The following is a 26,930-nucleotide window of genomic DNA, read 5'->3' as shown; positions in this document are numbered from 1 at the left end:
GACCGGCGCTGACTGCTTGCAGTGAGCAACGACGCTGCAGGCAGTCAGTGATCAGAGGCAGCGAATTCAGAGGCGTCGAATCGGAGCTGCGCGGCGCACCGGCTCGTTCGCCAGCAGGGGCTTGCTGAAGCTGTTCTGCCCCGGAAACAGGTTGGCCAGGTAGCAGCGGGTCACTTCCCGGCTCTGCACGCCGTTCTGCACCAGAAAACCGGCCAGGGCGGCCTGAAACAGCCGGTACTGGTCCCAGTTGGGATGGCACTCAATGAAGCCACGCATGGCCGAGAGCAGGGCCTCGGGCACCTCGGCCCGCAGGCTCACCGTGCCACTGGCCTCCTGCTCCATCTGCAGCCCCACCCCTGCTCCTGACTCCACGGCATACCGCATGCGATTGCTCCCCCTGACACGGACACCAGTTCCCCACATCCCAGGGTCCCCGTCAAATGGCTGCAGCGGGATGGCCAGGCAGGAATCCCAACCTGAGACAGCTTGCGGGACAAGGGATGTCGCATCCGTTGCGCGGAAGCACCGCTGGACCGAGCCCCGCCGGCCAAAGCGTCAAGGGACAAACGGAGGCGGGCGGGTTTTCCCCAGGGCGGGGCGGCCAGCATCGCTTCGGGATCCAGGCTTGTGGAAAACCCCGGGAAAGGGGTGGTCAGTCTGCGGAATCAACCGGCTGAACCGGACGCATCAGCAGTGCTGATCAGCAGGGAAACCGCCACCGGTCTTAAGTGCTGAGCCGCGCTGCTGGGGGAGGCGATGACGGCAGCCGCGCCCTTCAGACCAGCCCCTGCAGGGGGGCCTCCAGCGGAACCAGGGCAGCGGCGAAAGCGGCGGCGGCGGCAGCGGACCAGGCTCCTTCCAGACCACGCTGGCCATCGTCAGGGCTCAGCACGAAGCGCAGACTCCACGCGGTCCGGTCTCCCTCCAGGGCCATCCACAGCGGGCCGCGCTCCCACTCCAGCTCAATCGCCTCCTCATCCAGCAACTGATCCGTGAGGGCGCCGTGCTGGGCCGTGAGGGTGGCGATGCCCTGCAGCAGGGCCAGGGCCTCTGGAGCCCTCAGCTCGGCAGCCCAATCGGTGGAACCCACCAGCAGCACAAAGGGGTGGCGGGCTGGATCCAGGACCAGCCGCCACCCCTGCGCATCCTCGACCCGCATGGCCGCAATCAGCCAGGCAACAGATCGGGCTGGTCCTGTTCGTCGCTCAGCTCAATGATGGCGCGTTGCACGGGCTTCACCATCGACTCATCGAGGAGGCCGTCAAAATCGTCGAAGCGACGCTGCTTGGCCCGGAAGGCGATTCGGACGGTGGTGAGGTAGCGGTTACTGGAGTGGCGGATCAGACTTTCCCCCCTCTGGGCCAGTTCCTTGGCGTTGAGTTCCACACCGAGCTGCATGTCAATTCCACTCCTGATCAGCCGAATCTAAGCGAGCGTCTCGCCGCGCCATCCTGGCCGCATGACCGGCACCCTTGCGATCGACCTGGGCAGCAGCACCACCGTGGTGGCCTGGCAGCCCGATCACGGCCCGCCAACGCTTCTCGAGCTCGCTCCCTACGCCTGCGGTGATCCCGTCGTGGTGCCGAGCCTGCTCTGGCTCGCGGCCGCCGACAGTCCCCGTCCCCTGATCGGCCGCCAGGTGCTGGAGGCGGGCCTGGCCGCCGATTCCAGCCCCAGCCTCTGCCACGACTTCAAGCGCCTGATCGGCTCCGGCGACACTGTGCCATCCCAGGAGAACGCAGCAATGCTGCTCAGCCCGGAGCAGGCGGGTGAGCGCCTGCTGCAGGCCCTCTGGGCAGCCCTGCCGGCCGGGATCGAGCCACGCCGGCTGGTGCTCACCGCCCCGATCGAGAGCTACCGCGGCTACCGGCGCTGGCTGCAGGAGATCAGCACCAACCTGGCGGTGGAGGAGGTGGCCCTGGTGGACGAGCCCACGGCTGCGGCGATCGGCTGTGGCCTGAGCCCCGGCAGCCGCGTGCTGGTGGTGGACCTCGGCGGCGGCACCATCGATCTCTCGCTGGTGGCGCTGGAGGGGGGGGAAGGGCGAGCCGCACCGATCGCCCAGCTGCTGCGCTTTGCGGGCCGCAGCCTCGAGGATGGGCGTCAGGCCCTGCGCTGCGCCCGGGTGATCGGCAAGGCGGGACTGGCCCTGGGGGGCCGGGACATCGATCGCTGGATCGCCGATCTGCTCCATCCCGGCGGCGCCAGCGACAGCAGCCTGCTGGCAGTGGCCGAGCGCCTCAAATGCCGGCTCAGCGAAGCCGAGGAGGCCCTCGAGATCTGGTGTCCTCCGCAGGCCCCCCCCCAGCCCCTGCGCCTGAGCCGGCAACAGCTTGATCAGCTGCTCGAGGAGCGGGGCCTGCTGCTGCAACTGGACGACCTGCTCGAGCAGGTGCTGGCGGCGGCCCGGCGGGAGGGCGGCGGCGGCGACAGCCTCCAGGGGGGCCTTGGGAACGGCATTGCCGCCGTGCTGCCGGTGGGCGGCAGCAGCCGCATACCCCGAATACGCCGCTGGCTGCAAGAGCATTGCGGCGCCATTCCCCTGCGCGATGAACGCCCCGTGGAAGCGGTGGTGCTGGGGGCCCTCGCCCTCACGCCGGGGGTGCAGATCCGCGATGTTCTCGCCCAGGGTGTGAGCCTGCGCTGCTGGGACCGACGCAGCAATCGACATCACTGGCATCCACTGTTCGTGACGGGCCAGGCCTGGCCCACCAGCGAGCCCCTGGAGCTGGTGCTGGCCTGCAGCCGTGACGGGCAGTCCTGCCTGGAGCTGGTGCTGGGGGAACCCCAGCCGCAGCAACGTTCCGAGGTGATCTTCCGAGACGGCCTGCCGGTGCTGCGGCCCCGGCAGGCCGGGGCCGCGACCGTTCGCCCCTGGCCCCAGCAACCCAGCCCCCTGTCGCTCGATCCCCCCGGCCAGCGGGGCGAAGACCGTCTGCGGCTGCGCCTGTGGATCGATGCGGCGGGTCAACTGCAGCTCGAGGGAACGGATCTTCGCAGCCAGGCGCCAGTGGAGCCGCGCAGCCTCGGAATCGTGCGCTGAGGGAGGCCCAACCCAGGTGGACGACATCGGGGCTGCCCCCTCCAGGCGTTGAGGCGGCCCTCAGGTCCATAGAAAGGTTCCAGTTCTTGGTCTGTACTTGGCCATCCGCCGCCACCGGCTGCCGCGTGTCTGGCTGGCGATCACCCTCGGGCTGGTGGCCACCGCCGTGGGGGTGGCCCGTTGGTGGGAAGGCGAGCTGCCAAAACGGCTGGCAGATGCCTCCCAGCGCGGCGACCTCGATGCCTGCCTGCGGTACAGCGAGCAGCTCTCAGCCCTGCAGTGGATGGCCGGCCGGGCCCCCCTGGAGCAGGGCCAGTGCCGTCGGCTCAAGGCTCGCCAGCTCTGGGAGCAGGACAACTGGTCCGAGGCCCTGGCCCTGCAGCTGCAGCTCGTCAACTCCGCCGCTGGCGGCCCCGCCGATCGCAAGGAGCTGCAGACCTGGCAGGAGGAGCTCCGCCGCCGCGCCCTCACCCTGTTCCGGGATGGCGATCTGGAAGGAGCCCTGACGGTGCTGGCCGCCATGGGCGAAGAACGTCGCGAGAACGGCACCGCCCTGGGGGACAGCCTGCGCGAGCAATGGAACCGCAACCGTCTGCAGCTGGAACGGGCACGCCAGCTGGCCGAACGGCAGCGCTGGTGGGAGGCCCTCGATGCCCTCAACCGCATCGACCATCCCTGGTGGAAGCAGGAAAGCAAGGCCGTTCGCGAGGAGGTCGACGCGGGTGTGAAAAACCTGGCTGGTGCCGACAAGGAGCACGACAGCCACGGAGATCTCCCCCACACGGTGCCCACCGACAAGCTCGATGCCCTGGTGCAGAAGCGGATCGCCGCCGGGGTGGATGAGTGGAATGCCTTCGAGCAGGCCTGCCAGGAACTGGGGGGCCAGATTGTCGAAGCGGGTCCGGAATCCGCCTGTCAGCGCTGAATCACTGCCGCATCTGCAGGGCATCCCACCAGGGCTGCATGACAGGATGGGCGGCCGAAGTTGTTCTCCCGATGGGCCGTAAGGCCCAGAGCCCATGCAGCCAGGCGATCCGGTCAGCGTCAGCAGCAGCGTGGTGGTGTTCCACCATCCCCAGCACCGGGGGCAAGCCTTCGATCTGAAGGGACAGCAGGGGGAAGTGGTCAGCGTGCTGAACGACTGGAAAGGCCGGCCGATCAGCCCGACCCTGCCGGTGATCGTGGCCTTCGGCAAGTTCCGCGCCCACTTCCGCAGCGACGAACTCTCGCCGGCCTGAGGTCTCTGCCTTCAGGCGTCAGGCGTCAGGCGCCAGCAGGTAAACCCCCTCGTGACCATCGATCGCACGGAGGCAGAGCTGGATGCTTTCCAATCGGCGGGTCGGCACCAGCCGGCCGCAGAAATCCGGTTGAATCGGCAGTTCCCGGTGGCCCCGATCCACCATGACCAGCAGGCTCACCCGCCGCGGTCGGCCCCAGGCCTGCAGGGCTTCCAGGGCCGCGCGCACGGTGCGGCCGGTGAAGATCACATCGTCCACCAGCACCACATCTCGATCCTCCAGGCCACCGGCGGGCAGCTGGGTGGCTTCCACCAGTCGCGTGCCGACCCGATCGAGATCATCGCGGTGAAACGTGGGATCGAGGCTGCCCTGATCGATCGGATGGCCGCAGCGCTGCTCAAGCCGTTCCGCCAGGACACGGGCCAGGGCCACGCCACGGGTGGGAATGCCGAGCAGAAGCAGGGCCCGGCTGTCATCGGTGCGCTCCAGCACCTGGGAGGCGAGACGATCGATCGTGCGGCCCAGGTCCTGGGAGGAGAGCAGTTCCCGGCGGCCGCCGGCCTGATCAGCCTGGGTCGCGGCGATGGCCTCTGCAGGCAGGGGTTCCATGCTCAGACGTCTGATGGCTCACGCTAAGGCAGGGGGTGTCGCCAAAGCCTGACGAAGCCGATCGCCAGTTGATGCGTGCTCGCAGAAGCGGAGTAGGTTGGTGTTGGTCAGAGATGTGTCGACGATTGCGGATGTTCGGGTGAAAACAGTTGATTCCCCTCAGAACTCCTCACCTCCCGCTTCTCAGCGTTCCGGAGGACACGACGCCATCGCCACCCTGCCTGGTCGAGGTTCTATCGCTCCCGTTGTCTTAGCCATTCTGGATGGATGGGGCTATCGGCACGAGACTGATCACAACGCGATCCGAGCCGCCTCCACCCCGGTGATGGATGCCCTTTGGCATGCCTATCCCCACACGTTGATTGAAGCCAGCGGCGGCGCCGTCGGTCTGCCCGACGGGCAGATGGGGAATTCCGAGGTGGGCCACCTCACCATTGGTTGCGGTCGGATCATCCGCCAGGAACTGGTGCGGATCGGCCAGGCCGTGCGAGACGGATCGATTGCCACCAATGCCTCCCTCAATGCCCTGGGCGACCGCCTCCTGGCCAGCGGCGGCACCCTCCATCTGATCGGCCTCTGTTCAGACGGCGGAGTCCATAGCCATGTCGACCACATTGCCGGCCTGCTGCGCTGGGCGTCGCAACGCGGACTCCAGGACGTCTGCCTGCACGTGATCACCGACGGTCGCGACACGGCCCCGACCAGCGCCATCACCTTCCTGCAGCGCATTGAGGCTCAGATCGCCGAAGCCGGAGTCGGCCGGATCGCCACCATCTGCGGCCGTTACTGGGCCATGGATCGCGACAACCGCTGGGAGCGCACCGAAAAGGCCTACCGGCTGCTCACCGAAACAGAGTCTTCTTGCGGACTGACGCCTGAAGAGGTGGTGGAGGCTTGCTACGCCGAAGACATCACCGACGAGTTCATCGAACCCACCCGAATCAGTTCAGGACTGGTCAAGGCCGGCGACGGTCTGGTCTGTTTCAACTTCCGCCCCGACCGCGCCCGCCAGCTGATCCGCGCCCTAGTGCTGCCCGAATTCGACAACTTCCCGCGCCAGCGGATTGAACCGCTGGATGTGGTCACCTTCACCCAATACGAACAGGGCCTTCCTGTGGCCGTGGCCTTTCCGCCTGAATCACTCGAAGGCCTTCTGGGTCAAGTGATTTCAGAGGCTGGCCTACGGCAGTTCCGCACCGCAGAAACGGAAAAATATCCCCATGTCACCTACTTCATGAATGGTGGCATCGAGAAGGCCTTCCCGGGAGAAGACCGTCACCTTGTGCCTTCGCCACGGGTCCCCACCTACGACCAAGCACCCACCATGTCAGCAGAGCAACTGACTGACAGCTGCATCGCGGCAATCAACAAGGGCATCTATTCCTTTGTCGTGATCAACTACGCCAACCCCGACATGGTCGGGCATACAGGCCGAATGGAAGCCACCACCGAGGCCATCTCCATGGTCGACACCTGCGTGGGGCGCCTGATGGAAGCCACCAACCGCATGGGTGGGACCCTGCTGGTCACCGCCGATCACGGCAACGCTGAACTGATGGAAGGTCCGGATGGTCGTCCCTGGACAGCCCACACCACCAATCCCGTGCCCGTGATCCTCGTGGAAGGGGAAGAGCGCAAACTGCCTGGCCACGGTACTGATATCCACCTGCGTGAAGGCGGTGGGCTGGCGGACATCGCCCCCACCCTGCTGGACATTCTTGAGCTGTCCAAACCCGCCAGCATGACGGGCACATCCCTGATCATGCCCGTTGAGACTGCTGCCACGTCCCAGCGCATTCCCCAGGCGATCGGCGTCTGAGCAGGTCCTAATCTGGGTTGATGATCACTTCAACGATTTCCTGGATCTGGATCGGCAGTGGTGTGCTGCTGATCATCAGCGTGTTGTTGCACAGCCCCAAGGGCGATGGCATGGGCGGACTGGCCTCCAGCGGCGGGTCCATGTTCACCAGCGCCCGCAGCGCCGAAGCCACGCTGAACCGCATCACCTGGACTCTTCTCGCCCTTTTTCTCGGCCTGGCCGTCCTCCTGAGCGCCGGATGGCTGGGCTGATGAGCCGCCGCGGGCTGCTGGCCTCCTTCGGCGTCAGCCTCACCGCCCTTGTGGGGGCGCGTCCAGCCTTGGCGGCCTCGAAAGCCGGTGATCCTGCCTGGCAACTGAGCGAAGCCGCATGGAAAAAGCGGCTCAGTCCCGCGGCCTACGAGGTGTTGCGGCGGGAAGGAACCGAGCGCCCCTTCAGCAGTCCACTCAACAATGAAAAGCGCAAGGGCACGTTCCTCTGTGCCGGCTGCCGGCTACCCCTGTTCAGCTCCTCCACCAAGTACGACAGTGGCACAGGTTGGCCCAGCTTCTGGGAACCGCTGCCGAACGGAATCGCCACCAAGATCGATTTCAAGCTGATCATCCCCCGCACCGAGTACCACTGCAGGCGCTGCGGTGGGCATCAGGGTCATGTGTTTGATGATGGCCCCCGGCCCACGGGCAAGCGGTATTGCAATAACGGCGTCGCCTTGGTCTTTCAGCCAGCCTGAACCGCTGAATCGATCTAGCGTGATCGGGTTGACCGTCCTGGGCCCATGATCCGCCTGTTCACAGCTGCGCTGCTGGCCACCCTGGTGGGAGCCGGCTCCGCCATGGCCTGTGAGAAGCACCCCCGTGGTCATCAGGGCAGTTCCGACACCACCACCGAAGCGATGCGGCAGTAGGGGAGCAACCCTGAAGCGTGAGAGGGGTCCCATGCTGAAGCGTGATCGATGGCCATCGAACTGCTGATCGCACTGGTGTTGCCGGTGGTGCTGCTGGTCACCGCCACGCTCCTGCTGGAATCCCACCCCGGCAATCTGCCCCGTCCGCTGGGCTGGCTCAGACGACGGCAGTCGCTGATCTGGAACAGCGGCATCGGCCTGATTCTTGGTCTCAGTGCGCTGCGCTATCTGCTCACCCGCTGAGAACACAGCCTCTGAATAGAGCAACCACTCCACAGAGCAGACAGCGACCTGCCACAAAAAAGCCCCCGCCGAAGCGGGGGCAGAAACCGGCCAGCCAACCAGGCGGGCCGGAAACCAGAAGGCGATCAATAATCGAAGTCGCCGCCCATGCCACCGCCACCAGCGGGAGCTGCTTCCTTCTTCTCGGGCAGATCAGCCACGATGCACTCGGTGGTGAGCACCATGCCGGCGATCGAAGCGGCATTCTGCAGACCGGAGCGGGTCACCTTGGCGGGATCGACGATGCCGGCAGCCAGCATGTCGACATATTCGCCACTGGCTGCGTTGTAGCCCTCGTTGAAGGGCATGCCCTTGACATGCTCAGCCACGACAGCGCCGTTGACGCCGGCGTTTTCAGCGATGCGCTTGAGAGGCGCGGTGAGGGCGGAAGCCACGATCGTGGCCCCGATCAGCTCCTCGCCGGAGAGGTTGGCGGCCGCCCACTCCTCGAGGGCCGGGGCCAGGTGGGCCAGGGTGGTGCCACCACCAGGAACGATGCCTTCCTCAACAGCCGCCTTGGTGGCGTTGATGGCGTCTTCGAGGCGCAGCTTCTTGTCCTTCATCTCGGTCTCGGTGGCGGCACCCACCTTGACCACGGCCACACCGCCGCTCAGCTTGGCCAGACGCTCCTGCAGCTTCTCCTTGTCGTAGGAGGAGTCGGTTTCGTCCATCTGCTTGCGGATCTGCTCGCAGCGGGCCTTCACGGCCACCTCGTTGCCTTCGGCCACGATGGTGGTGGTGTCCTTGTTGATGGTGATGCGGCGGGCGGTGCCCAGCATCTCCAGCTTGGTGTTCTCCAGCTTGAGGCCGGCGTCCTCGGTGATCAGCTGACCGTTGGTGAGGACGGCGATGTCCTCGAGCATGGCCTTACGGCGATCACCGAAGCCAGGAGCCTTCACAGCGGCCACGTTCAGCACGCCACGGAGACGGTTCACCACCAGAGTGGCGAGGGCTTCCTTCTCGATGTCCTCGGCGATGATCAGCAGGGGCTTGCCGGTGCGGGCGATCTGCTCGAGCACGGGCACCAGGTCCTGCACCAGGCCGATCTTCTTGTCGGTGAGCAGGATGTAGGGCTCCTCGAGCACCGCTTCCATCCGCTCGGTGTCGGTGGCGAAGTAGGGCGAGATGTAGCCCTTGTCGAAGCGCATGCCCTCGGTGACCTCCAGCTCGGTGGTCATCGATTTCCCTTCTTCGAGGGAGATCACGCCTTCCTTGCCGACCTTGTCCATCGCGTCAGCGATCATCTGGCCCACCTCTTCGTCGTTGCCGGCGGAGATGGTGCCCACCTGGGCGATGGCGTTGGAATCGGAGATCGGCTTGGCGTGCTCCTCGATCTTCTTGACGAGGAAGTCAGAAGCCTTGTCGATGCCCTTCTTCAGGGTGATGGCGTTGGCGCCGGCGGCCACATTGCGCAGACCCGCCTTGACCATGGCGTGGGCCAGGACGGTGGCGGTGGTGGTGCCGTCACCGGCAGCGTCGTTGGTCTTGGAGGCGGCCTGACGGATCAGGGCGACACCGGTGTTCTCGATGTGGTCTTCGAGCTCGATCTCCTTGGCGATGGTGACGCCATCGTTGATGATCTGAGGAGCGCCGAATTTCTTCTCGAGCACCACATTGCGGCCCTTGGGACCCAGGGTGACGGCGACGGCCTCAGCCAGGATATCGATGCCTTTTTCGAGGGCCCTGCGGGCGTTCTCGTTATAGATGATGCGCTTGGCCATGGAAGGCGTTGTCCTTGCGGGTGTGGAAAATGCGGGAACTGGTACCGTTCAGTTGACGATGGCCAGAATGTCCTTCTCGGAGAGCAGCACGAACTCGTCGCTGCCCAGCTTGATATCGGTGCCGGCGTACTTGCTGTAGAGGACCTGGTCACCCACGCTCACCTCGGGAGTCTGGCGGGTGCCGTCATCGTTGCGCTTGCCGGGGCCGACCTGGACCACCTCACCCACCTGGGGCTTTTCCTTGGCGGTATCGGGAAGCAGGATGCCTCCGGCAGTCTTTTCCTCCGACTCGGAGACCTTGATGAAGATGCGATCTCCGAGCGGTTTGACCGTGGAGACGCTGAGGGAAACAGCAGCCATGAATTGATGCGATAGCAACGGCATGGCGCCTGAGACGCCACTGAACAACGGGAGAGTTGGCACTCGGCCCCGTTGACTGCCAACGTATGCGAGCCAGTGGGCAACAAGCCAGCCCCAGGCCTGTGCGGTTGACCGAACTCCCAGGGTCGGGTGAGCTGCGGTGGTAAGGTTGCGCCGCTCAAGACGGGCTGATGCCCCGCTGCGCGAAACCGCGATTTTTCCTTACTTATGGCTGCTGCTGCTCCCGCCGCCTCCGGCACCAAAGGCATTGTCCGGCAGGTGATCGGTCCCGTGCTTGATGTGGAGTTCCCGGCCGGCAAGCTGCCCAGGATCTTCAATGCTCTGCGCATTGAGGCAACCAACTCCGCTGGTCAGCAGGTCGCCCTCACCGCCGAAGTGCAGCAGCTGCTGGGTGACCACCGCGTGCGTGCCGTGGCCATGAGCAGCACCGATGGCCTGGTGCGCGGCATGGAAGCGCTCGACACCGGTGCCCCGATCTCCGTGCCCGTGGGCGAAGCCACCCTGGGCCGCATCTTCAACGTGCTGGGTGAGCCCGTCGACGAGCAGGGCCCGGTCAGCACCACCATGACCGCGCCGATCCACCGGGAAGCTCCCAAGCTCACCGAGCTGGAGACCAAGCCCAAGGTGTTCGAAACCGGCATCAAGGTGATTGACCTCCTGGCGCCCTATCGCCAAGGCGGCAAGGTGGGCCTGTTCGGCGGCGCCGGCGTGGGCAAGACCGTGCTGATCCAGGAGCTGATCAACAACATCGCCAAGGAGCACGGTGGTGTGTCCGTGTTCGGCGGCGTGGGTGAGCGCACCCGCGAAGGCAACGACCTCTACGAGGAATTCAAGGAGTCGGGCGTGATCAACGCCGACGACCTCTCCAAGTCGAAGGTGGCCCTCTGCTACGGCCAGATGAACGAGCCCCCGGGCGCCCGTATGCGGGTGGGCCTGTCGGCTCTCACCATGGCCGAGCACTTCCGCGATGTGAACAAGCAGGACGTGCTGCTGTTCGTCGACAACATCTTCCGCTTCGTGCAGGCCGGCTCCGAGGTGAGCGCCCTGCTGGGCCGGATGCCTTCGGCTGTGGGTTACCAGCCCACCCTCGGCACCGACGTGGGTGAGCTGCAGGAGCGCATCACCTCCACGCTGGAAGGATCGATCACCTCGATCCAGGCTGTCTACGTGCCGGCGGATGACCTCACCGATCCCGCCCCTGCCACCACCTTTGCCCACCTGGATGCCACCACCGTGCTGAGCCGCGGCCTGGCCTCGAAGGGCATCTACCCCGCCGTGGATCCGCTCGATTCCACCAGCACCATGCTCCAGCCTGCCGTGGTGGGAGATGAGCACTACCGCACCGCCCGCGCCGTGCAGAGCACCCTGCAGCGCTACAAGGAACTGCAGGACATCATCGCGATCCTGGGTCTCGATGAACTTTCGGAAGACGATCGCCGCACGGTGGACCGGGCCCGCAAGATCGAGAAGTTCCTCTCCCAGCCCTTCTTCGTGGCGGAAGTGTTCACCGGCATGCCCGGCAAATACGTGAAGCTCGAAGAAACCATCAAGGGCTTCAACATGATTCTGGCTGGCGAACTCGACGATCTCCCCGAAGCCGCCTTCTATCTGGTGGGCAACATCGACGAGGTCAAAGCCAAGGCCGCCAAGATCTCCGCCGAAGCCAAGGGCTGAGCGCGTCCATCCACCGCTCGTTTCCCTGAGGTCCCCGATCCATGAGTCTCACTCTCCGCGTTCTGGCACCAGACCAGAGCGTTTTCGACGGCAGCGCCGACGAGGTGATCCTGCCCAGCACCACCGGTCAGGTGGGTATCCTTCCCGGGCATGTCACCATGCTGGCGGCCCTGGATACCGGCGTGATGCGTCTGCGTGACGCCAATGGCTGGAGCACCATCGCCCTGATGGGTGGCTTCGCCGAGGTGGAAGCCGATGAAGTCACGGTGCTGGTCAACGCCGCCGAACTCGGCAGCAGCATCAACACCGCCGCCGCCGAAACGGCCTTCGAGGCCGCTCAGCAGGCTGCCGCGGTGTTCGAAGGCCAGCAGCCCAGCCCCGAAAAGCTGAAGGCTCAACAGAGCCTGGCCCGGGCCAGGGCGCGGCTGCAGGCCAGCAAAGCCAGCTGAAAACCCAAGGCTGGTTTGGCCCTCCCCATCACCCTCCTAAGCTCGCCCCGCAGGGTTCGAGGGCATGGGGAAGGGTGAAGAGCTGGGCCAGCAGCTGAGGGCATGGAATGAGGCTGGACTGCTCGACCTCGAGCACCCCACAGCTCTGGCCAACCGCCTGATCGATGGACTGGGCGCGGAGGAATGGCTCAAAGGGCCGATCCGCGATCTGGCCTCCCAGCCGCTGCTCCGCCAGGTGCTTCGCCAACGGGATGGGGGCACCCGGCACTCGGCCCTGCAGAGCCTGGTCCATCAGCTCGAATCGACCTACGCCCCCAAGGTTCTCGTTGAGCTGCTGGCGCTCCTTCAGGCTGCCACCGGTCAATCCATCAGCCTGTCAGCGCTCGCTGAGTCCATCCCCGATCGGGCCTTGATCACTGGACCGTCCAGTGATGGACCGTGCCTTGTCAATGCTTCCGGCCCCGCTCCTGCTGCTGTGGAGATTGCAGCAGGAGCGGCAGGTCTCGCTCACCAGCTTCATCTCCTGGGTCCTGGAGTCGCCCTGGCGGCCACCGCCGCCCTGGTGTGGCGCTGGTCGGCCGGGGAGTTACAGCGCTGGGTGTTTGAACCCTGGGGCTGGAGCGGCGGAGTGGTGCTGGTGGTGCTGCTGGCACTGCTTCAGGCCCTGGCCCTCGGTCCCCTCAAGGTGGTCCGGCGTCAGTGGCCCCTGGAACAGGCCGATGCCACCGATCCCCACCAGGCGTGGCGCTGGATCTGCGCCCCCTGGATTCACCATGCCAATGGGGAGGCGCTGCTCAACCTGGTGCTGCTGCTGATCCTGCTGGGGCCATCCCCTTTGCCCCTGCCGGAGGTGGTGCTGCGCTACTGCCTCACCAGCCTGGCCACCGCAGCCCTGGCCCTGCTGCTGGCGCAACGCCGCACCAGCGAAGGGCGCTGGGATGGAGCTTCGGGGGCCGTCAGCGCTCTGATCGGCCTGGGCAGTGGCGCCAGCCTGTTGCACTGGCGATCGCTGAGCTATCCCTTCGGCCCCCTGGCGATTCCCGCCTGGGTGCTGCTGGTGGTGTACGGAACCCTGCAACTCAGCTGGCTGCTGCCCCGGCGCAGCCCCCAGGACAGCAGCCGTCCGATCGACCGCCTGCTCAGCAGCCAGTGGTGGTGGGGACTGCAGCTCGGCCTCGCCTGGGCGCTGATCAGCCGGCTTGGCCAGTGGCTGCAGGTGCTGCAGCAGACCCGCCCAGCCGGCTGACGTCAGCAGCAGCAGCCATGTAGCGCCCCCACAACTCCGCCACCAGGGCCCCACTGGCGGCTTCGGCGGGTTTGTTGTCGTCGTTGCCCATCCAGATGGCGGTGAGAATTTTCAGCGACGGTGAATAGCCGACAAACAGCACATCAACGCCGTTGTTGGTGGTGCCGGTCTTGCCGCGGGCATCGGCCACCAGAGCGGCCGCCTTGCCGGTGCCGCGCTGCACCACCGCGGCCAGCAGGGCATCCATCTGTTGCGCATGCTCCGGCGGGATCAACTGACGGGATGTCTCCCCCACCGGCACCGTCACCCCCCGCTCCGGGCAGGTGGCAAGGCTGTAGATCGACTGGCAGATGCCCAGGTCATAGATGCGGCTGACGCCGTGCATCGGCACCGATTGGCCACCATTCGCCACCACCGCATAGGCCCGGGCCAGCTCATAGAGCAGGGTTTCACGTCCGCCCAGGATGGTGTTGAAGTCGAGGTCGAGGGGGGTGCTGATCCCCAGCCGGCGGGCCTGGTCCACCACCTGGCGCAGGCCGGCCCGCTGGGCCAGGCGCAGGGCCACCACATTCTCGGAAGCGGCGAAGCCATCGGCCACGCTGGTGGTGCCATCGGCTGAGCCTGCCCCGTGGCGGCAGCCGGCCACATAGGACAGCGGCGCGCAGGAGATGCGGTCGTCCGGGCTGACCCCACGGGCCAGGGCCGCCAGAAAGGTGAACAGCTTGAAGGCCGAGCCGGGCTGGCGCAACGCCTGAACCCGATCAAAGCTGGAGCGGCTGTAATCGCCGCCGCCCACGTAGGCGAGGATGTCACCACTCTCGAAATTCAGGGAAATCAGTGCTCCCTGGGTGAGGCCTGCCCGGGCCGCCGGACCCTCCAGGAAGCGCTGCAACTGTTGCTGCGCCAGGGCCTGCAGCCTGGGATCAATCGTGCTCACCACGCTGTAGTTGCCGCCACTCTCCTGTTCGGAGAGGTTGAGACCGAAGCGGGTGCCCTCCAGCTCACCTAGCACGTAATCGCTGAAGAATGGATAGCTGGTGAAGGTGGACGCGCGGCAGGCGGAGGGATCAATGTTGAGTGGACGGCGCTCGGCATCGATCAGCCCCTGATCGGAGAGAAAGCCCTGCTCGTGCATCAGTTTCAGCACGAGGTTGCGCCGCTCCCGACCGGCGGTGGGGTCGTCGCGGTTGCAGGGGCTGTAGCCATTGGGGCTAGGCAGCAGACCCACCAGAAACGCGGCCTGGCCCACATCCAGATCGCGGGCCGACTGACGGAAATACAGCTGAGAAGCCTGCTCGAACCCATCGGTGCCCAGGCCGAGATGGGCCCGGTCCAGATACATCTTCAGGATCCGGTTCTTGCTGTAGCCCACCTCCAGCTGCAGCGCCACCCATAATTCCCGCAGCTTGCGGGCCAGGCTCACCTCCGTGCCCACGGAGGGGTAGTAGAGACGCGCCACCTGCTGGGTGAGGCCGCTGCCACCACCGCTGCCGAGCAGGACGGAGCGCAGGGTGCCGAACAGGTCGAGGCCACTGTTCCAGCCGAACCGCGATTCCTCCGAGGCCACAAGGGCCTGGCGCAGATGCAGGGGATAGTCCTGCAGGGAGGGCAGGGCCGTGGCCGAGCCCTCACGGGCATCGACCTGCTCACCGCTGGCCGCAAAGATCTTCACCGGTCCGGCAATGGCGCGGATCCGGGAGCCGCCCCCCACCGAGGCCGCAGCCAGCAGCCCGCCCACCAGCAGCCCCGAGCCCAGCAAGGCCGCCAGGCCAGCCAGGTGGACCACCTGCTCGAGGGCACTGCGGGGATGGCGATACAGCAGCCGCGGCGCTTCCCCCTTCAGCGGCGATCCCAGCTGCACCACATCACCGTGGCGCAGGCGGATGGCACGGATGCGGCGGTCGCGGTGGAACAGGCCGTTGGCGGAGTTGAAGTCTTCGAGGCAGAAGTCGCGATCGCCCAGCCGCTTCTGCTCGAGGATGGCGTGTACCCGGCTGAGGCTGGGATCGGCGACCGGCAGCTCGCAGGCCGGATCGCGACCGATGCGCAGCCGCTGGCCTGGCTTGAGGGAACGGGCCAGCACCAACCGATCGCCTTGCCACAGTTCGGCGCGGGCCTGTCGGGCCACCAGGTGTCGCCAGGCGGAGCCGAGGGCCCCGGGGCGCTGGGCCAATGGGCCGCGGCTGCAGGCAATCCAGAGGGCCCGCCAGCGACGGCGGCGGCTGTCTGCTGCGGCGGTGCGGCCAACGACTTGGGCGCCGGGGTCGGACGACGGCACGGGCAGGGCAGTCCACGGCGACGGCCCCATAGGCTACGGACAGCGATGGCGGGAAAGGGGTGGAGCGCCAGCGGGATCCCTGGGAGGCCTTCCGGCTGTGGCTGGCCCTCACGATCGGGCTCTATGCCCTGCGCGCCAGCTTTGCGGCGACCTGGCTCGGGGCGATCCCCGGCTGGGTGCTGCTGACCCTGGTGCTCCTGGCCCTGGCGCTGGCCAGCAAGGCCCTGTTGTTCCCGGGCCGCGTCGTGCCCTACCGCGAGGGGGACGGGGGCTGGTGGGCAGACCTGCGCGAAGACTGGCAGCTCTGGTGGCAGCGCCGCCGCGGCCCATGACCAACCCAGCCCCCGCACCACCCCACGCTCGGCTGGTGCAGCAGAACGATCCGGGCAGCAGCGTGCCACTCGATTCCGGCCGGCCCCTGAGCATCGGCCGTGACCCGGCCAATCAGCTCTGCCTGCCGAACGCGGCTGGGCTGTCGCGTCGGCATGCGGAGATCCGCAGCTCCAGCGACAACACGGGCTGGGTGATCGCGGATCTGGGCAGCGCCAACGGCACCTACGTGGGCCGCCAGCGGATCACAGCCCCCCACCCCCTGCAGGACGGCGATCGGATCCAGCTGGGCCGCAACGGACCGGTGTTCTTGTTTCAGTGGGAGTCCGCCACTGCTCAGCAGAGCAGCGCTTCGAGCGCAACGGGTTCGCAGGCCACTGCTGCGACGACCACTGCTTCGAAGACCACTGCTTCGAAATCCACTTCCGGAAAGGCCCGTGCAGCAAGGCCGGCGCCGCAGCCCGCCGTGGCAGCGCAAGCTGCGGGATCCGCCCCTGCAGAGATCGACATCGGTGGGGAACGGATCAGCCTCGATCGGATCCGCTCAGCCGAGCTGCGCAGCCTGGCCCTCCACCCCCACATCTTCAGCTGGTGGGTGCTCGTCTGCCTCGGCGGTCTGCTGCTGCTGCCCTTTCCCCTGGTGTTCTGGCCCCTGCAGGTGGCAGCCCTGGCCGGCGCAGTGCTGCTGGGCTCGCGCAAGCAGCACGTTCTGGTGGTGGTGCTGCGCGACGGGCTGGCCTACCGGCGCAGCTTCTCCAACCGGATCACGGCCCTCTCACACCGCAATGGCATTCGCCGGGCCCTGGGCCAGACGGTGGAGCCATGACCTGGATCCTGCCGTTGGGCGAGACCCTGCAGATGGAGGAACTCAGCAGCCCGATCCAAATCCGGCGCGCCCTGGGGGGCGGCACCCAGGGCCAGGTGTTCGCGGTGGAGGTGGATGGCGAAGCTCTGGCCCTGAAGTGGTATCTGCCGGCGTGCCTGGCCCGTGATCCCCAGTTGGCCCGCCGCCTCAGCGACAGCATTCGCGCCACGGCCCCCAATCAGGATTTCCTCTGGCCGATCGCCCTGCTGCACCCCAGCGCCGCCAGCCGTGCTCAGATCCGCTGCCGCGACACCGGTTTCGGGTATCTGATGGACCTGAGACCGGCGGACTACGTGGGCGCCCATGAGCACGTCGCGGGCCGCATCGAGATCAGCCTGCGCTCTGTGCTGCGGGCCTGCTTCTTCCTGGCTGACGCCTTCCATGCCCTGCACCTGCGCGGCCTCTGTTACAAGGACATCTCCCTGGGCAACCTGTTCCTCCAACCCGGCAGCGGCCGCATCCTGATCTGCGACAACGACAACGTCGATGTGGACGGGCGTGACCCTGGCAGCGTGCTGGGTACGCCCGGGTTCATGGCTCCCGAGGTGCTGCTGGGCCAGGCCCGCCCCGGCGCCGACAGCGATCTGTTCTCGCTGGCGGTGCTGATCTTCAGGCTGCTCACCCGCCACGATCCGCTGAGGGGACAACGGGAGCTCGCGATTCGCTGCCTCGATGAACCCGCCCGCCGCCGCCTCTACGGCGAAGACCCCCTGTTCATCTTTGATCCGGCCGATCCGTCCAACCGACCCGATCCGATCGAGCACACCGCCGCCCTGATCACCTGGCCGATCTACCCGGAGCGGCTCAAGGACCTGTTCGAGCAGACCTTCTGCCGCGGCCTGCGCCAGCCCAGCCAGCGGGCCCTGACGGGCCAGTGGCGCCGGGCCCTGTCAATCACCCTGGACCAGCGGCAACTGTGCCGGGCCTGCGGCCAGGAGGTCTTCCCCGACGATCAGAGTGCCAGAACCTGCTGGAGCTGCGGCTCGCCGCTGCAGCCGGTCCTGCGGCTGCAGCTGGCCCATGGGGAGGTGATCGCCGCACCGGACAACGAGCTGCATCCCCATCACTTCGATGCCCTCGTACCCGAGAGCCTGCTCACCCCCCTGGCACGGGTGGAGGCCCACCCCGGCGATCCCTCAATCGTGGGACTGCGCAACCTCTCGCCGGAACTCTGGAGCGTGGAGCTGCTCAACGGCGCCGTGGTGCCGTTGCAACCCCAAAAAACCTGTAATCTCGCGCCCGTGCGACGGCTCACCACGCCGGCCGGGGCGATCACGGTGCTGCGCTGACCCCTGGCCCGTGGTGCCCCATGCCCTTCCCCAACGTTCGCCTCGCCAACCGACCGCTCCACTTCCTCTACCTGTGCGACTGCTCCGGTTCGATGGCAGCCCAGGGCAAGATGCAGGCGCTCAACCAGGCGATCCGCCAGTCGCTGCCGGGCATGGCCGAGGTAGCCCGGCAGAACCCGGAAGCCCGGCTGCTGGTGCGGGCGGTGCGCTTCGCCGACCAGGCCCACTGGCACATCGCCGAGCCCACGCCAGTGGAGCAGCTCAGCTGGATCGACCTTGAGGCCGGCGGCGTGACCGCCATGGGCGAGGCCCTGGAACTGGTGGCGGCCGCCCTGCAGACGCCACCGATGGAGGAACGGGCTCTGCCGCCGGTGCTGGTGCTGATTTCCGACGGCCAACCGACCGATGATTTCGATCGCGGCCTGCGCACGTTGATCCGCCAGCCCTGGGCCCAGAAGGCGGTGCGGCTGGCGATTGCCCTCGGCCACGACGCCGATCTGGAGGTGCTGCAGCAGTTCATCGGCCAGGATCCCGGCGGCAGCGGCCGATCAGCGCGACGCCCGCTGCAGGCCGGCAACGCCACCTCCCTGGCCCAGTACATCCAGTGGGCTTCCACGGCCGTGGTGAACGCCGCCTCCATGCCCGCCAGCCGCATGGTGCCGTCGGCAGAGGCCGCAGCCCCGGGCCCCATCCCCCTGCCGGATCTGCCTCCGACCGTGCTCGATCCCACCGACGATGTCGGTCCCCTGGTGTGGTGAGCCCCTGGCAGCCGGCCAGGATCTGCAGCCGCCCCGGAGCAGCCCACCAACGCCGCGGCCAGGTCTGCCAGGACTGGAGCGCGGCCGTCGAACTGCGCAGCCTCGATGGCCTGCCCGTGAAGGTGATGGCCGTGGCCGATGGCCACGGTGGCGCCCGGTACCACCGCAGCGACATCGGCAGCCGCCTCGCCTGCACAGCCGCCCTGACGGCCGTGGCCGCCACGCTGGAGACCAGCCGTCTGGCCGACACTGCCGCTGGCCAGCCGATGGAGCAGTGGCGACGGTGGCTGCAACAGGCGTTGCCGCTGGCCATTCTCTCCACCTGGCGAGAAGCGGTGGAGGCCGACCGGGCCAGGCGGCCGGAGCCAGACAACCCAGCGGGACAGGAGGGCGTCCCCGCACTGGAAAGCGCAGCGGCGCAAGACTGGCTGGCCTATGGCACCACCCTGGGGCTGGTGGTGCTGACACCGCACTGGTGGGGCCACACCGGACTGGGCGACTGGGACCTGGTGCGGGTGGAGGCCGAGGGCGTGGCCGTGCTGCTGGATGAGGAAGCGAACGACCCAGCCGCACCGGGGGAAGCCACCGGCAGCCTCTGCCTGCCCGACGCCGCCTCGCTGTTTGCGTCGCGCTCCGGGCTGCACCGGCTCGACAGCCCCCAGGCGCGCTTCGCCCTGCTGCTCAGCACCGATGGACTGCGCAAGTCCTGCGCCACGGATCCTGACTTCCTGGCACTTGCTGCGTTCCTGGTGAGCGCAGTCCAAGCCGGATCGACGGCTCCGGCCCATGCGTTGGATCAAGCGGCCGCACCGGCAGACGCTCCAGAGGCAAGCCAGGAGTCCACTGAGCTTCCCAGCCTGCTGGATCGCATCAGCCGCGAGGGCAGCGGCGACGATGTGAGCGTGGCCATGACCTGGTTCGAGCCTGAGGGGTCGCTCGCGGCTGAACCGGTCAATCCTGAGCGAACAAAGCCTGTGCAACGGAGGGCGGAGCAAGCAACCGCTGAGCCAACACCCGCGGCAACCGCAACGGCGAAACCAACAACGGTTCAGCCAGAAGCTTCTCAGCCAGCCAACGAAACCGCCGATGCTCCTGATGTTGGTTCCTCTGCCGTCGCCGGCAAGGGGCGACCATCCACTTCACGCCTCCTGCTGGGTCTCAGTCTGGGTCTGGCAGGAGCGCTGGCTCTGTTGAGCTCCTTGGGGCTGCTGGGGCAGCGGTCCCCACCGAGGCCTGCCACGCCCCTGAAAATGGAGCCTTCTTCCCCTGAGTCCCTGCCACCTGAGCCAGTCCGTCAGTTGGTCCAGACACTCTGCCAGGGTTCACCGGCATCGATCCGAGGCACCCTGCGCAACCGCCGCGCCCAGTTCGAGGGGCTGGGGCGGGGCACAATCGCTCCAGATCTGCTCAACGCAACCAGCACCAGCGATCCCCTCGGAGCCCTGATCGCGGCCAGCTTCGATCCGGCGCAGCGCACGATGGTGCGCGGATCAGCCCTTCAGGCTCTGGGAGCCTGTGCAGCGTTGCAGTCCGCCTTGCAGGAGCAATGGCAGCAGACCATGCCCAGCCCATCCCCATCCCGCTGATCCGCCTGCCATGAACGACTACCAGCTCGGGGCCGCCCTGCGGGAGCGGGTGCTGCAGCTTCGTTCCCAGAACCTGCCGATCGAGGGCCGTCGTCTGCAGGGGCTGGTGGGTGACCTCTGCGGCAGTGAGCAGACCGCCCTGCTGCCGGCACTGCGCCATCTGGTGTTGTCCGCCGCCTTCCACAGCGGTGCGAGCCAGGCCAGGCCCCTGGCGGATCCGCGCCTGGCGGCCCGGCTGATGGCGGAACTGCGCGAGGTGTTCGCCGTCACGATCTGTGCCCGCATGGAGGGGGTGGTCCTGGGCCTGCTGGCCCTGCCAGGGCCGATGACCCCTTCAGGCTCAGAGGCGGCACCCCATCCAGGCGGGCCCCGGCAAACCGCTGCTGTGCCAGTGGCGGTAGCAGCGGTGCCCGTAGAGGTCTCAGCCGTTCAACCGCCCGTGGTGCCACAGATGCCGCGTGCGGCACCAGCCGCCGAGGATGTCTATGCGGTGGAGGCACAGAGGGCATCAGGCGGCAGCCGGGGCCTCGTGGCCTTCCTGGCCTTTCTCACCGGCAGCCTCAGCGTGGCACTGGTGGCCGTGGTGCTGTGGATGCACCAGTCGGCGCAGCAGAGCGCCCTGCAACCGAGCGCGCCGGTGGTGCGCCAACCGGTGGCACCCCCTACCCCCGCATCTGTAAGCCAGCCTGAGCCCCCCCAGGTGCCAGAGCTGCCCGAACCTGAACCCACTCCTGAGGCCGCCACGGCGGAGCAGGCCATGGAGAGCATCCGCAGCCTCTACGAGAGCCTCAGCCGCAAAGATTTCGAGCAGGCCCGTCAGTGGTTTGCCGGCGCGGCAGCCGACCAGTTCGACGCCGCCTTCTTCGAGCAGTTCCAACAGGTGACCGTGTCGGATCTGCAGACCACCGGCAGCAATGGCAGCAGCCTCACCCTCGATGGGGTGGTGACCTTCGTCTACCCGGATGGCACCAGCCAGAGCGAGACACGCAGCTTCACGGTGGACATCGCCACCTCGCCGGCCCTGATCACGAACAGTGCCTTCGTTCGGGTGCTGCAGGCGCGCCGGTGATTCCAAAGCTCTGAATCAAGATCTCTGAATTCAGAACCCTGTATCCAAAGCTGATGCCAGCCCGATGTAGCAAGGTCCCGAAAAAATCCCGTGATGGAACCCTGCCAGGTTTCCATCGCGGGATGAGGGACATCGTCAATGCCCAAGGAAACTCCAGCGGAAGGATCAGGCGGTCCCGCAGAAGGTGACATCGGGGAACTTGAGCTTGGCCTCCTCGAGGCTCTTGCCCTTGCCCTCCTCCTGCCAGTAGTTGATCACTTCGGTGGCCTTGTTGAGGATCTCCACCCGCTCGTTATCCGTGATCCAGCTCTTGGCTTCCAGCTCGGATTTCAGGGTTTCCCAGGCATCTTCCCGGGGCCAGAAGAAATAGGCGGTGAGTGGGCTGGGGCCACCACCCACGATCTGATCCACCGCCAGGGCGACGTTGTCCGACAGCCAGAGGATCTTGAGCAGGAAGCGACCCTCATCGGCCTTGGGGGTATAGCCGGAAGGAACGCCATCTTCATCGATGGTGGCCGTGGCCAGGGCGGCGCTGCCACCGCGCATCACCGGACGGCCCTGGGTGGCGGTGTCGGCGGCAGGGGCATCCGCAGCGGCGGCCACTTCTGCGGGGGCCTCCGTCACGGCAGCGGCACTGGAGCTTTCAGCACCGGCGCTGGCGCTCTCGGCGCTGGCGGTCTCAGTGGCCGTCATGGTTTCGGCGCTCAAGGAACAAGGTCAAACAATTAACCTACCAGTCGCCAAGGCGCGACCGGCTCGATCCCGCCCATGACGCTGCGCCTGTTCCTCGATTCCGCCGACCCCAGCGACTGGGAGGCTTGGCTGCCCAGCGGGCTGTTCTTTGGGATCACCACCAATCCCAGTCTGCTGAAAAAGGCCGGCCAGCCCTGCGATCTGGACCATCTGCGCCAGCTCAGCCGCCGCGCCCTGGAGCTGCTGCCCCAGGAACTGCATCTGCAGGCCTGGGGCAGCAGCACCGCCGACCTGGTGCGCCGTGGCACTGCCCTGCATGCCATTGCACCAGACCAGATCGTCGTGAAAGTACCGGTGACCGCCACCGGTGCTGCGGCAGCGAAACAGCTGATCAGCCAGGCCATCCCCGTCACGTTCACCGCCTGTTACGAGCCGGCCCAGGTGTTGATCGCCGCCGCCCTGGGAGCCCGTTACATCGCCCCCTACCTCGGCCGCATCAGTGACCTGGGACGCGATGGTCACGCCGAGCTGATCACCATGCAGCGCTGCCTCGATGGCGTGGGCTCTGGCGTGAGGCTCCTGGTGGCCAGCCTCCGCCAGGCCAGCGATCTGACCCGCCTGGCGGAGGCAGGGATGACCACCTTCACCATGGGCCCAGCCATCGCCGCAGGGCTGTTCGCCAGTGAAGCCACCGAAGCCGCCGTCGCCCAGTTCGAGCAGGATGCGATCGCCTGATCGGCACCGCCTGATGTCCCCCCGTGCCGTTCTGCTCTTCGACATCGACGGTGTGATCCGGGATGTCGGCGGCAGTTATCGGCGCGCCATCGTGGAAACGGTGCACCAGTTCAGCGGCCAGCGCCCTGAGCCCGGTGCCATCGACACCCTCAAAAGTGAAGGCTGCTGGAACAACGACTGGGAAGCCTCGCTGGAGCTGCTGCGCCGCTCAGGTCATACCCCGCTCCCAGCCTTCGAAGCCCTGGTGGACGTGTTTGGCGGCTTCTACTTCGGTGGCGACCCCGAGGGGGATTCCAGTCTGTGGCAGGGGTTCATCGGCAGCGAACCGCTGCTGGTGGAATCTGATTTCTTTGCTGCGCTGACCAGGGCCAACGTGGCCTGGGGCTTCGTGAGCGGTGCGGAGCCCCCGTCCTGCCGCTACGTGCTGGAGACACGGCTGGGGCTGCGCGAGCCCCCGCTGATCGCCATGGGCCAGGCTCCCGACAAGCCCGACCCCACGGGCCTGCTGCTGCTTGCCAGCCAGCTCACGGGCGCAGCGCTGGATCAGGCGAGTCCGCCGATCGCCTACCTGGGCGACACCGTGGCGGATGTTCTCACCGTGCAGCGGGCTCGGCAGCACTGCCCTGCTGTCCGCTTCCTCAGCCTGGCCGTCGCCCCACCCCACCTGCAGGTCCCGGAAGCCATCGACCTCCGAGCTGCCTACGAGGCCCGGCTGATCGAAGCCGGAGCCGATGTGGTGCTGCCCTGCACCAGGGCCCTCGAACCCGAAGCCCTGTTGCGCTGGCTCAGCGCTCCATCGCCGCCGGCGCCTTGAGAGCAGCAGCCGTGAGGACCTCGTGGCCCTGCTCCGTCACCGCCACGTCATCCTCGATGCGGATGCCGATCCCCTTCCAACGCTCCTCGATCGCCGGCTGGCCCTCCGGCACCGGCAACCGATCGCTCACGTACAACCCCGGCTCCACGGTGAGCACCATGCCGGGCTCGAGCGCCACTGGATGCTCGCCGAGCCGGTAGGCGCCCACATCGTGCACGTCGAGACCGAGCCAGTGGCCGGTGCGGTGCATGTAGAGATGGCGGTAGGCGCCCTGCTCGATCACGCTGTCGGCCGAGCCCCGCAGCAGGCCCAGCTCCAGCAGGCCCTCCACCAGCACCCGCACCGCCGTGTCGTGGACCTGTTCGGCGGTGGCCTCCGGCCGCACCACCGCCACGGCCGCCTCCTGGGCCGCCAGCACCAGCTCGTAGAGGGTCCGTTGCTCGGCGCTGAAGCGGCCGCCCACCGGAAAGGTGCGGGTGATGTCGCCGTTGTAGTAGTCGCCCAGGCTGCAGCCGGCATCGATCAGCAGCAGGTCGCCATCCCGCAGCTCGGCGGCATTGGCGGTGTAGTGCAACACGCAGGCGTTGTCGCCGCCGGCGACGATCGAGCCGTAGGCCGCTCCGCGCGCGCCCCGTTCGAGGAAGTGCTGCTCGATCACCGCCTGAACCTGCCGCTCCAGCAGGCCCGGCCGCGTCACCCGGCGAGCCAGTTCGTGGGCTTCGGCGGAGATCCGCGCCGCTTCCCGCAGCCGCTCCAGTTCCTCGGGGCTCTTGCGCAGGCGCAACTCATGCAGCATCGGACAGGGGGCGACCAGCCCCAGGGCGGCGCTGCCGGTGCGGGGGGCCCGATCCAGCTGGTGGGCCCAGGCCTGCAGCACCAGCGGCTCCACCGCGGGATGCCGTCCCACCCGGAAAGCGATGCCCTCGGCACCCTTGAGGTAGTCGGCCAGCCGCTGGGGCAGCTCGGCGATCGGATGGGCCCGATCAGCGCCGAAGCGCTCCACCGCCCCTTCACAACCCCAGCGGAACCCATTCCAGACCTCAGCAGTCGGATCCCTGGGTTCCACGAAGAGCACGAAGGGATGCTCGGGGCAATGGGGCAGGAACAGGGCCACCGCCCCGGGCTCATCGAAGCCGGTGAGATACCAGAAATCACTGTTCTGGCGGAAGGCATGCTCCACATCGGCGTGGTGCGTCGCCAGGGAGGAGGCCGGGATCACCGCCGCCACGCCACCGAGGCGGTGCAGGAAGCGTCCGCGCCGCTCCGCATAGGCCGCGGCGTCAATCGGAGGCGGGCTGGCCATGGGCGGCGGAACGGCTCGACAGCCAGAAGTTGGAACAGCCGGTTTAATACAGAGACCGCGCAAGTTGCGTGCCTTGGGCCCGGAACGGCCAGCACGCTTCCCGGTTGTTGACGCCGCCCCTGCGATCGCTCACCTCTCCACCACCTCCGTCCCCCCCCACGCGCCCGTCGCCGGATGAACGATTACCTCGTCCTCGGCGTGTTGGTGGTGGTGATGCTGCTGGGCTCGGCGGTGTGCTCCGGTGTCGAGGCCGCCCTGCTCACCGTGAGCCCGATCCGGGTGCATGAGCTGGCCCATCGTCCTCGGCCATCCGGCAGCGCCCGCCGCCTTGAGCAGCTGCGCAACCGCCTGGGCCGCACCCTGTCGGTGCTGGTGATCGTCAACAACACCTTCAACATCTTCGGCAGCCTGATGGTGGGCGGCTTCGCCAGCTGGGTGTTCAGCCGCCACAACATCGATCCCGTCGCCCTGCCGCTGTTCTCGGTGGGGCTCACCCTGCTGGTCATCCTGCTGGGCGAGATCCTGCCCAAGGCCCTCGGCAGCCGGCTGGCGCTGCCGGTCTCCCTGGCCAGCGCGCAGAGCCTGACGCTGCTCCTGAAGCTGATGCTGCCCCTGGTGCTGGTGCTGGAACGCCTGCTGCCTGGCATCAGCGATGAGAATGAGCTCAACACCGACGAAGAGGAAATCCGACTGCTGGCCAGGCTCGGCTCCCAGAAAGGGCAGATCGAGGCCGACGAGGCCGCCATGATCGCCAAGGTGTTCCAGCTCAATGACCTCACCGCCAGGGATCTGATGGTGCCGCGGGTGGCGGCCCCCACCCTGCAGGGCCAGGCCAGCCTCGAGAGTCTGCGGTCCAACCTGCTGTCCAACCCGGCCTCCTGGTGGGTGGTGCTGGGCGAGGAGGTCGATGAGGTGCTGGGGGTGGCAAACCGCGAACGGCTGCTCAGTGCCCTGTTGCAGCAGGAAGGCGCGATGACCGCCGCCGAGCTGTGCGAGCCGGTGGAATACGTGCCGGAGATGATTCGCGCCGATCGGCTGCTCACCGGCTTCCGGCGGAACAGCAGCGGCATCCGCGTGGTGGTGGATGAATTCGGTGGCTTCGTGGGGGTGATCGGCGCCGATGCGGTGCTGGCGGTGCTGGCCGGCTGGTGGCGCCGCCCCCAGACCGGTGGGGACAACCTCGCCCTCAACGTGGAGCAGGAACAGCCGTCATGACCTCCCCCTCGCTGAGCCACGGGTCCCGCCGGGGCTCCGCACCACCAGCCCATCGCCCGAGGCTGACGCCCCCGCCCACCGCTGAGCGCTGCCTGCTGCTGCTGCGCCGCTGGCGGGCAGAGCTGCAGCTCAGCCCCCGCGAAACCACCCTGCTTGGACCGGAGCTGGCAGGGCTGGACCGGCAACTGCAGCGTCTGGAGCAGAAGCAGCCGCGCCTGGCCGTGTTCGGCCGGGTGGGGGTCGGGAAATCGAGCCTGCTCAATGCCCTGCTTGGCGAGGAGGCCTTTGCCACGGATGTGGCCCATGGCTGCACCCGTCGCCAGGCGAGCCGGCCCTGGCAGCAGCCGATCGCGGGGCTGAGCGCCGTTGAGCTGGTCGACACGCCGGGGATCGACGAGATCGCCGCCGAAGCGCGTTCCCGGCTGGCGGCCCGTCTGGCCCTCGGCGCTGATCTGGTGCTGCTGGTGCTGGATGGTGATCTCACCAGCGTCGAGCTGGAGGCGCTTGAACCCTTGCTGGCCAGTGGCAAACCGCTGCTGCTGGTGCTCAACCGCTGCGACTGCTGGCCCGAGCCGGAACGCCAGGCGCTGCTGGCCAGCATCCGCCGCCGGCTCCCCGCCGCCGCCCGC

Annotated in this window: 30 protein-coding genes; 21 read left to right on the top strand and 9 right to left on the bottom strand. The window is 67.3% G+C overall.

Going from position 1 to position 26,930, the window contains the following annotated elements; genetic code table 11:
- Positions 1 to 66: 66 nt before the first annotated feature.
- The 3 genes from VB777_RS00150 to VB777_RS00140 all read right to left on the bottom strand — a co-directional run bounded on the left by VB777_RS00150 (position 67) and on the right by VB777_RS00140 (position 1,398).
- Positions 67 to 372: a DUF2811 domain-containing protein gene (locus VB777_RS00150; protein ID WP_416238123.1), complete on the bottom strand. Its 306-nt coding sequence runs from the start codon at positions 370 to 372 to the stop codon at positions 67 to 69.
- 403 nt (positions 373 to 775) lie between these two features.
- Entirely contained in the window at positions 776 to 1,159 is a 384-nt protein-coding gene (locus VB777_RS00145) for a DUF1818 family protein (RefSeq protein WP_197156774.1), read from the bottom strand.
- 8 nt (positions 1,160 to 1,167) lie between these two features.
- The gene (locus VB777_RS00140; protein ID WP_197156776.1) at positions 1,168 to 1,398 is read right to left on the bottom strand and encodes a DNA-directed RNA polymerase subunit omega; all 231 of its coding nucleotides are present in this window, start codon (positions 1,396 to 1,398) and stop codon (positions 1,168 to 1,170) included.
- 61 nt (positions 1,399 to 1,459) lie between these two features.
- Between VB777_RS00140 and VB777_RS00135 the strand changes: the two genes are divergently transcribed.
- The 3 genes from VB777_RS00135 (at position 1,460) to VB777_RS00125 (ending at position 4,281) form a co-directional block, all read left to right on the top strand.
- Positions 1,460 to 3,043, top strand: a complete 1,584-nt coding sequence (locus tag VB777_RS00135; RefSeq protein ID WP_323246288.1) for an Hsp70 family protein — start codon at positions 1,460 to 1,462, stop codon at positions 3,041 to 3,043.
- 97 nt (positions 3,044 to 3,140) lie between these two features.
- Positions 3,141 to 3,968: a hypothetical protein gene (locus tag VB777_RS00130; protein ID WP_322758429.1), complete on the top strand. Its 828-nt coding sequence runs from the start codon at positions 3,141 to 3,143 to the stop codon at positions 3,966 to 3,968.
- A gap of 94 nt (positions 3,969 to 4,062) precedes the next feature.
- On the top strand, positions 4,063 to 4,281 hold the full coding sequence (locus VB777_RS00125; protein WP_197156782.1) for a ferredoxin-thioredoxin reductase variable chain: 219 nt from the start codon (positions 4,063 to 4,065) through the stop codon (positions 4,279 to 4,281).
- An 18-nt stretch (positions 4,282 to 4,299) separates the two neighbouring features.
- Here the strand turns inward: VB777_RS00125 and pyrR are convergent, their stop codons facing one another.
- Positions 4,300 to 4,890 (bottom strand): bifunctional pyr operon transcriptional regulator/uracil phosphoribosyltransferase PyrR, encoded by a 591-nt coding sequence (pyrR, locus tag VB777_RS00120; RefSeq protein ID WP_197156784.1) that lies wholly within the window; start codon positions 4,888 to 4,890, stop codon positions 4,300 to 4,302.
- A 235-nt stretch (positions 4,891 to 5,125) separates the two neighbouring features.
- Between pyrR and gpmI the strand changes: the two genes are divergently transcribed.
- Genes gpmI through VB777_RS00095 form a run of 5 tightly spaced genes read left to right on the top strand, consistent with a single transcriptional unit; the run spans position 5,126 to position 7,856 of the window.
- A complete protein-coding gene (gene gpmI, locus VB777_RS00115; RefSeq protein ID WP_323246336.1) occupies positions 5,126 to 6,709 on the top strand; it encodes a 2,3-bisphosphoglycerate-independent phosphoglycerate mutase in 1,584 nt (527 codons plus the stop codon).
- Between the two features lie 20 nt (positions 6,710 to 6,729).
- A complete protein-coding gene (gene secG, locus VB777_RS00110; protein ID WP_197156786.1) occupies positions 6,730 to 6,960 on the top strand; it encodes a preprotein translocase subunit SecG in 231 nt (76 codons plus the stop codon).
- Complete coding sequence (gene msrB / locus VB777_RS00105) at positions 6,960 to 7,439, top strand: peptide-methionine (R)-S-oxide reductase MsrB (RefSeq protein ID WP_197156788.1); 480 nt, start codon at positions 6,960 to 6,962, stop codon at positions 7,437 to 7,439. The genes secG and msrB overlap by 1 nt, the downstream gene beginning before the upstream one ends.
- 45 nt (positions 7,440 to 7,484) lie before the next feature.
- On the top strand, positions 7,485 to 7,613 hold the full coding sequence (locus tag VB777_RS00100; protein ID WP_255518219.1) for a hypothetical protein: 129 nt from the start codon (positions 7,485 to 7,487) through the stop codon (positions 7,611 to 7,613).
- Positions 7,614 to 7,661: 48 nt separating this feature from the next.
- On the top strand, positions 7,662 to 7,856 hold the full coding sequence (locus VB777_RS00095; protein WP_197156789.1) for a hypothetical protein: 195 nt from the start codon (positions 7,662 to 7,664) through the stop codon (positions 7,854 to 7,856).
- Positions 7,857 to 7,981: 125 nt separating this feature from the next.
- Here VB777_RS00095 and groL read toward each other — a convergent pair whose 3' ends face one another.
- Both groL and groES read right to left on the bottom strand, forming a co-directional pair.
- Entirely contained in the window at positions 7,982 to 9,616 is a 1,635-nt protein-coding gene (groL, locus tag VB777_RS00090; protein WP_197156790.1) for a chaperonin GroEL, read from the bottom strand.
- 48 nt (positions 9,617 to 9,664) lie between these two features.
- Positions 9,665 to 9,976 carry a co-chaperone GroES gene (groES, locus tag VB777_RS00085; protein ID WP_197156791.1) on the bottom strand — a complete coding sequence of 104 codons (312 nt, stop codon included), beginning with the start codon at positions 9,974 to 9,976 and terminating at the stop codon, positions 9,665 to 9,667.
- Between the two features lie 228 nt (positions 9,977 to 10,204).
- Here groES and atpD point away from each other — a divergent pair, with 228 nt between their 5' ends.
- The 3 genes from atpD to VB777_RS00070 all read left to right on the top strand — a co-directional run bounded on the left by atpD (position 10,205) and on the right by VB777_RS00070 (position 13,366).
- Positions 10,205 to 11,671, top strand: a complete 1,467-nt coding sequence (gene atpD, locus VB777_RS00080) for a F0F1 ATP synthase subunit beta (RefSeq protein ID WP_197156792.1) — start codon at positions 10,205 to 10,207, stop codon at positions 11,669 to 11,671.
- A gap of 41 nt (positions 11,672 to 11,712) precedes the next feature.
- Complete coding sequence (gene atpC, locus VB777_RS00075) at positions 11,713 to 12,120, top strand: ATP synthase F1 subunit epsilon (protein WP_197156793.1); 408 nt, start codon at positions 11,713 to 11,715, stop codon at positions 12,118 to 12,120.
- Positions 12,121 to 12,184: 64 nt separating this feature from the next.
- Positions 12,185 to 13,366: a rhomboid family intramembrane serine protease gene (locus tag VB777_RS00070; protein ID WP_197156794.1), complete on the top strand. Its 1,182-nt coding sequence runs from the start codon at positions 12,185 to 12,187 to the stop codon at positions 13,364 to 13,366.
- On the opposite strand, the gene VB777_RS00065 is transcribed toward VB777_RS00070, so the two are convergent.
- Positions 13,311 to 15,644, bottom strand: a complete 2,334-nt coding sequence (locus tag VB777_RS00065) for a transglycosylase domain-containing protein (protein WP_323246284.1) — start codon at positions 15,642 to 15,644, stop codon at positions 13,311 to 13,313. The genes VB777_RS00070 and VB777_RS00065 overlap by 56 nt on opposite strands.
- Before the next feature lie 59 nt (positions 15,645 to 15,703).
- Between VB777_RS00065 and VB777_RS00060 the strand changes: the two genes are divergently transcribed.
- Genes VB777_RS00060 through VB777_RS00035 form a run of 6 tightly spaced genes read left to right on the top strand, consistent with a single transcriptional unit; the run spans position 15,704 to position 21,541 of the window.
- Positions 15,704 to 15,976 (top strand): hypothetical protein, encoded by a 273-nt coding sequence (locus VB777_RS00060; RefSeq protein WP_323246282.1) that lies wholly within the window; start codon positions 15,704 to 15,706, stop codon positions 15,974 to 15,976.
- Positions 15,973 to 16,800: an FHA domain-containing protein gene (locus VB777_RS00055; protein WP_197156798.1), complete on the top strand. Its 828-nt coding sequence runs from the start codon at positions 15,973 to 15,975 to the stop codon at positions 16,798 to 16,800. The genes VB777_RS00060 and VB777_RS00055 overlap by 4 nt, the downstream gene beginning before the upstream one ends.
- Positions 16,797 to 18,128, top strand: a complete 1,332-nt coding sequence (locus VB777_RS00050; RefSeq protein WP_323246280.1) for a protein kinase domain-containing protein — start codon at positions 16,797 to 16,799, stop codon at positions 18,126 to 18,128. Before VB777_RS00055 ends, VB777_RS00050 begins: the two co-directional genes overlap by 4 nt.
- Positions 18,129 to 18,148: 20 nt before the next feature.
- Positions 18,149 to 18,886, top strand: coding sequence for a vWA domain-containing protein (locus VB777_RS00045; RefSeq protein WP_323246279.1), 738 nt, complete (start codon positions 18,149 to 18,151; stop codon positions 18,884 to 18,886).
- A complete protein-coding gene (locus VB777_RS00040; RefSeq protein ID WP_323246277.1) occupies positions 18,883 to 20,472 on the top strand; it encodes a protein phosphatase 2C domain-containing protein in 1,590 nt (529 codons plus the stop codon). Before VB777_RS00045 ends, VB777_RS00040 begins: the two co-directional genes overlap by 4 nt.
- Positions 20,473 to 20,482: 10 nt before the next feature.
- A complete protein-coding gene (locus VB777_RS00035) occupies positions 20,483 to 21,541 on the top strand; it encodes a hypothetical protein (protein WP_323246275.1) in 1,059 nt (352 codons plus the stop codon).
- A gap of 165 nt (positions 21,542 to 21,706) precedes the next feature.
- Here VB777_RS00035 and VB777_RS00030 read toward each other — a convergent pair whose 3' ends face one another.
- A complete protein-coding gene (locus VB777_RS00030) occupies positions 21,707 to 22,249 on the bottom strand; it encodes a 30S ribosomal protein PSRP-3 (RefSeq protein WP_370594661.1) in 543 nt (180 codons plus the stop codon).
- Between the two features lie 60 nt (positions 22,250 to 22,309).
- Between VB777_RS00030 and VB777_RS00025 the strand changes: the two genes are divergently transcribed.
- Positions 22,310 to 22,969 carry a transaldolase family protein gene (locus VB777_RS00025; protein WP_197156809.1) on the top strand — a complete coding sequence of 220 codons (660 nt, stop codon included), beginning with the start codon at positions 22,310 to 22,312 and terminating at the stop codon, positions 22,967 to 22,969.
- A gap of 13 nt (positions 22,970 to 22,982) precedes the next feature.
- The gene (locus VB777_RS00020) at positions 22,983 to 23,783 is read left to right on the top strand and encodes a TIGR01548 family HAD-type hydrolase (protein WP_197156811.1); all 801 of its coding nucleotides are present in this window, start codon (positions 22,983 to 22,985) and stop codon (positions 23,781 to 23,783) included.
- Here VB777_RS00020 and VB777_RS00015 read toward each other — a convergent pair.
- Positions 23,755 to 25,086, bottom strand: a complete 1,332-nt coding sequence (locus VB777_RS00015) for an aminopeptidase P N-terminal domain-containing protein (RefSeq protein ID WP_323246273.1) — start codon at positions 25,084 to 25,086, stop codon at positions 23,755 to 23,757. The genes VB777_RS00020 and VB777_RS00015 overlap by 29 nt on opposite strands.
- A 174-nt stretch (positions 25,087 to 25,260) precedes the next feature.
- Here VB777_RS00015 and VB777_RS00010 point away from each other — a divergent pair, with 174 nt between their 5' ends.
- Positions 25,261 to 26,301: a CNNM domain-containing protein gene (locus VB777_RS00010; protein WP_197170591.1), complete on the top strand. Its 1,041-nt coding sequence runs from the start codon at positions 25,261 to 25,263 to the stop codon at positions 26,299 to 26,301.
- The coding region (locus VB777_RS00005) for a GTPase (protein ID WP_416238287.1) at positions 26,298 to 26,930 on the top strand (633 nt) is incomplete at its 3' end. The genes VB777_RS00010 and VB777_RS00005, both read left to right, overlap by 4 nt.

The sequence above is a fragment of the Synechococcus sp. CCY9202 genome (assembly GCF_034931685.1).
Classification (GTDB): Bacteria; Cyanobacteriota; Cyanobacteriia; order PCC-6307; family Cyanobiaceae; genus CBW1002.
The sequence above is the reverse complement of the archived record's forward strand: the minus strand, read 5'-3'. Positions and strand labels throughout refer to the sequence as shown.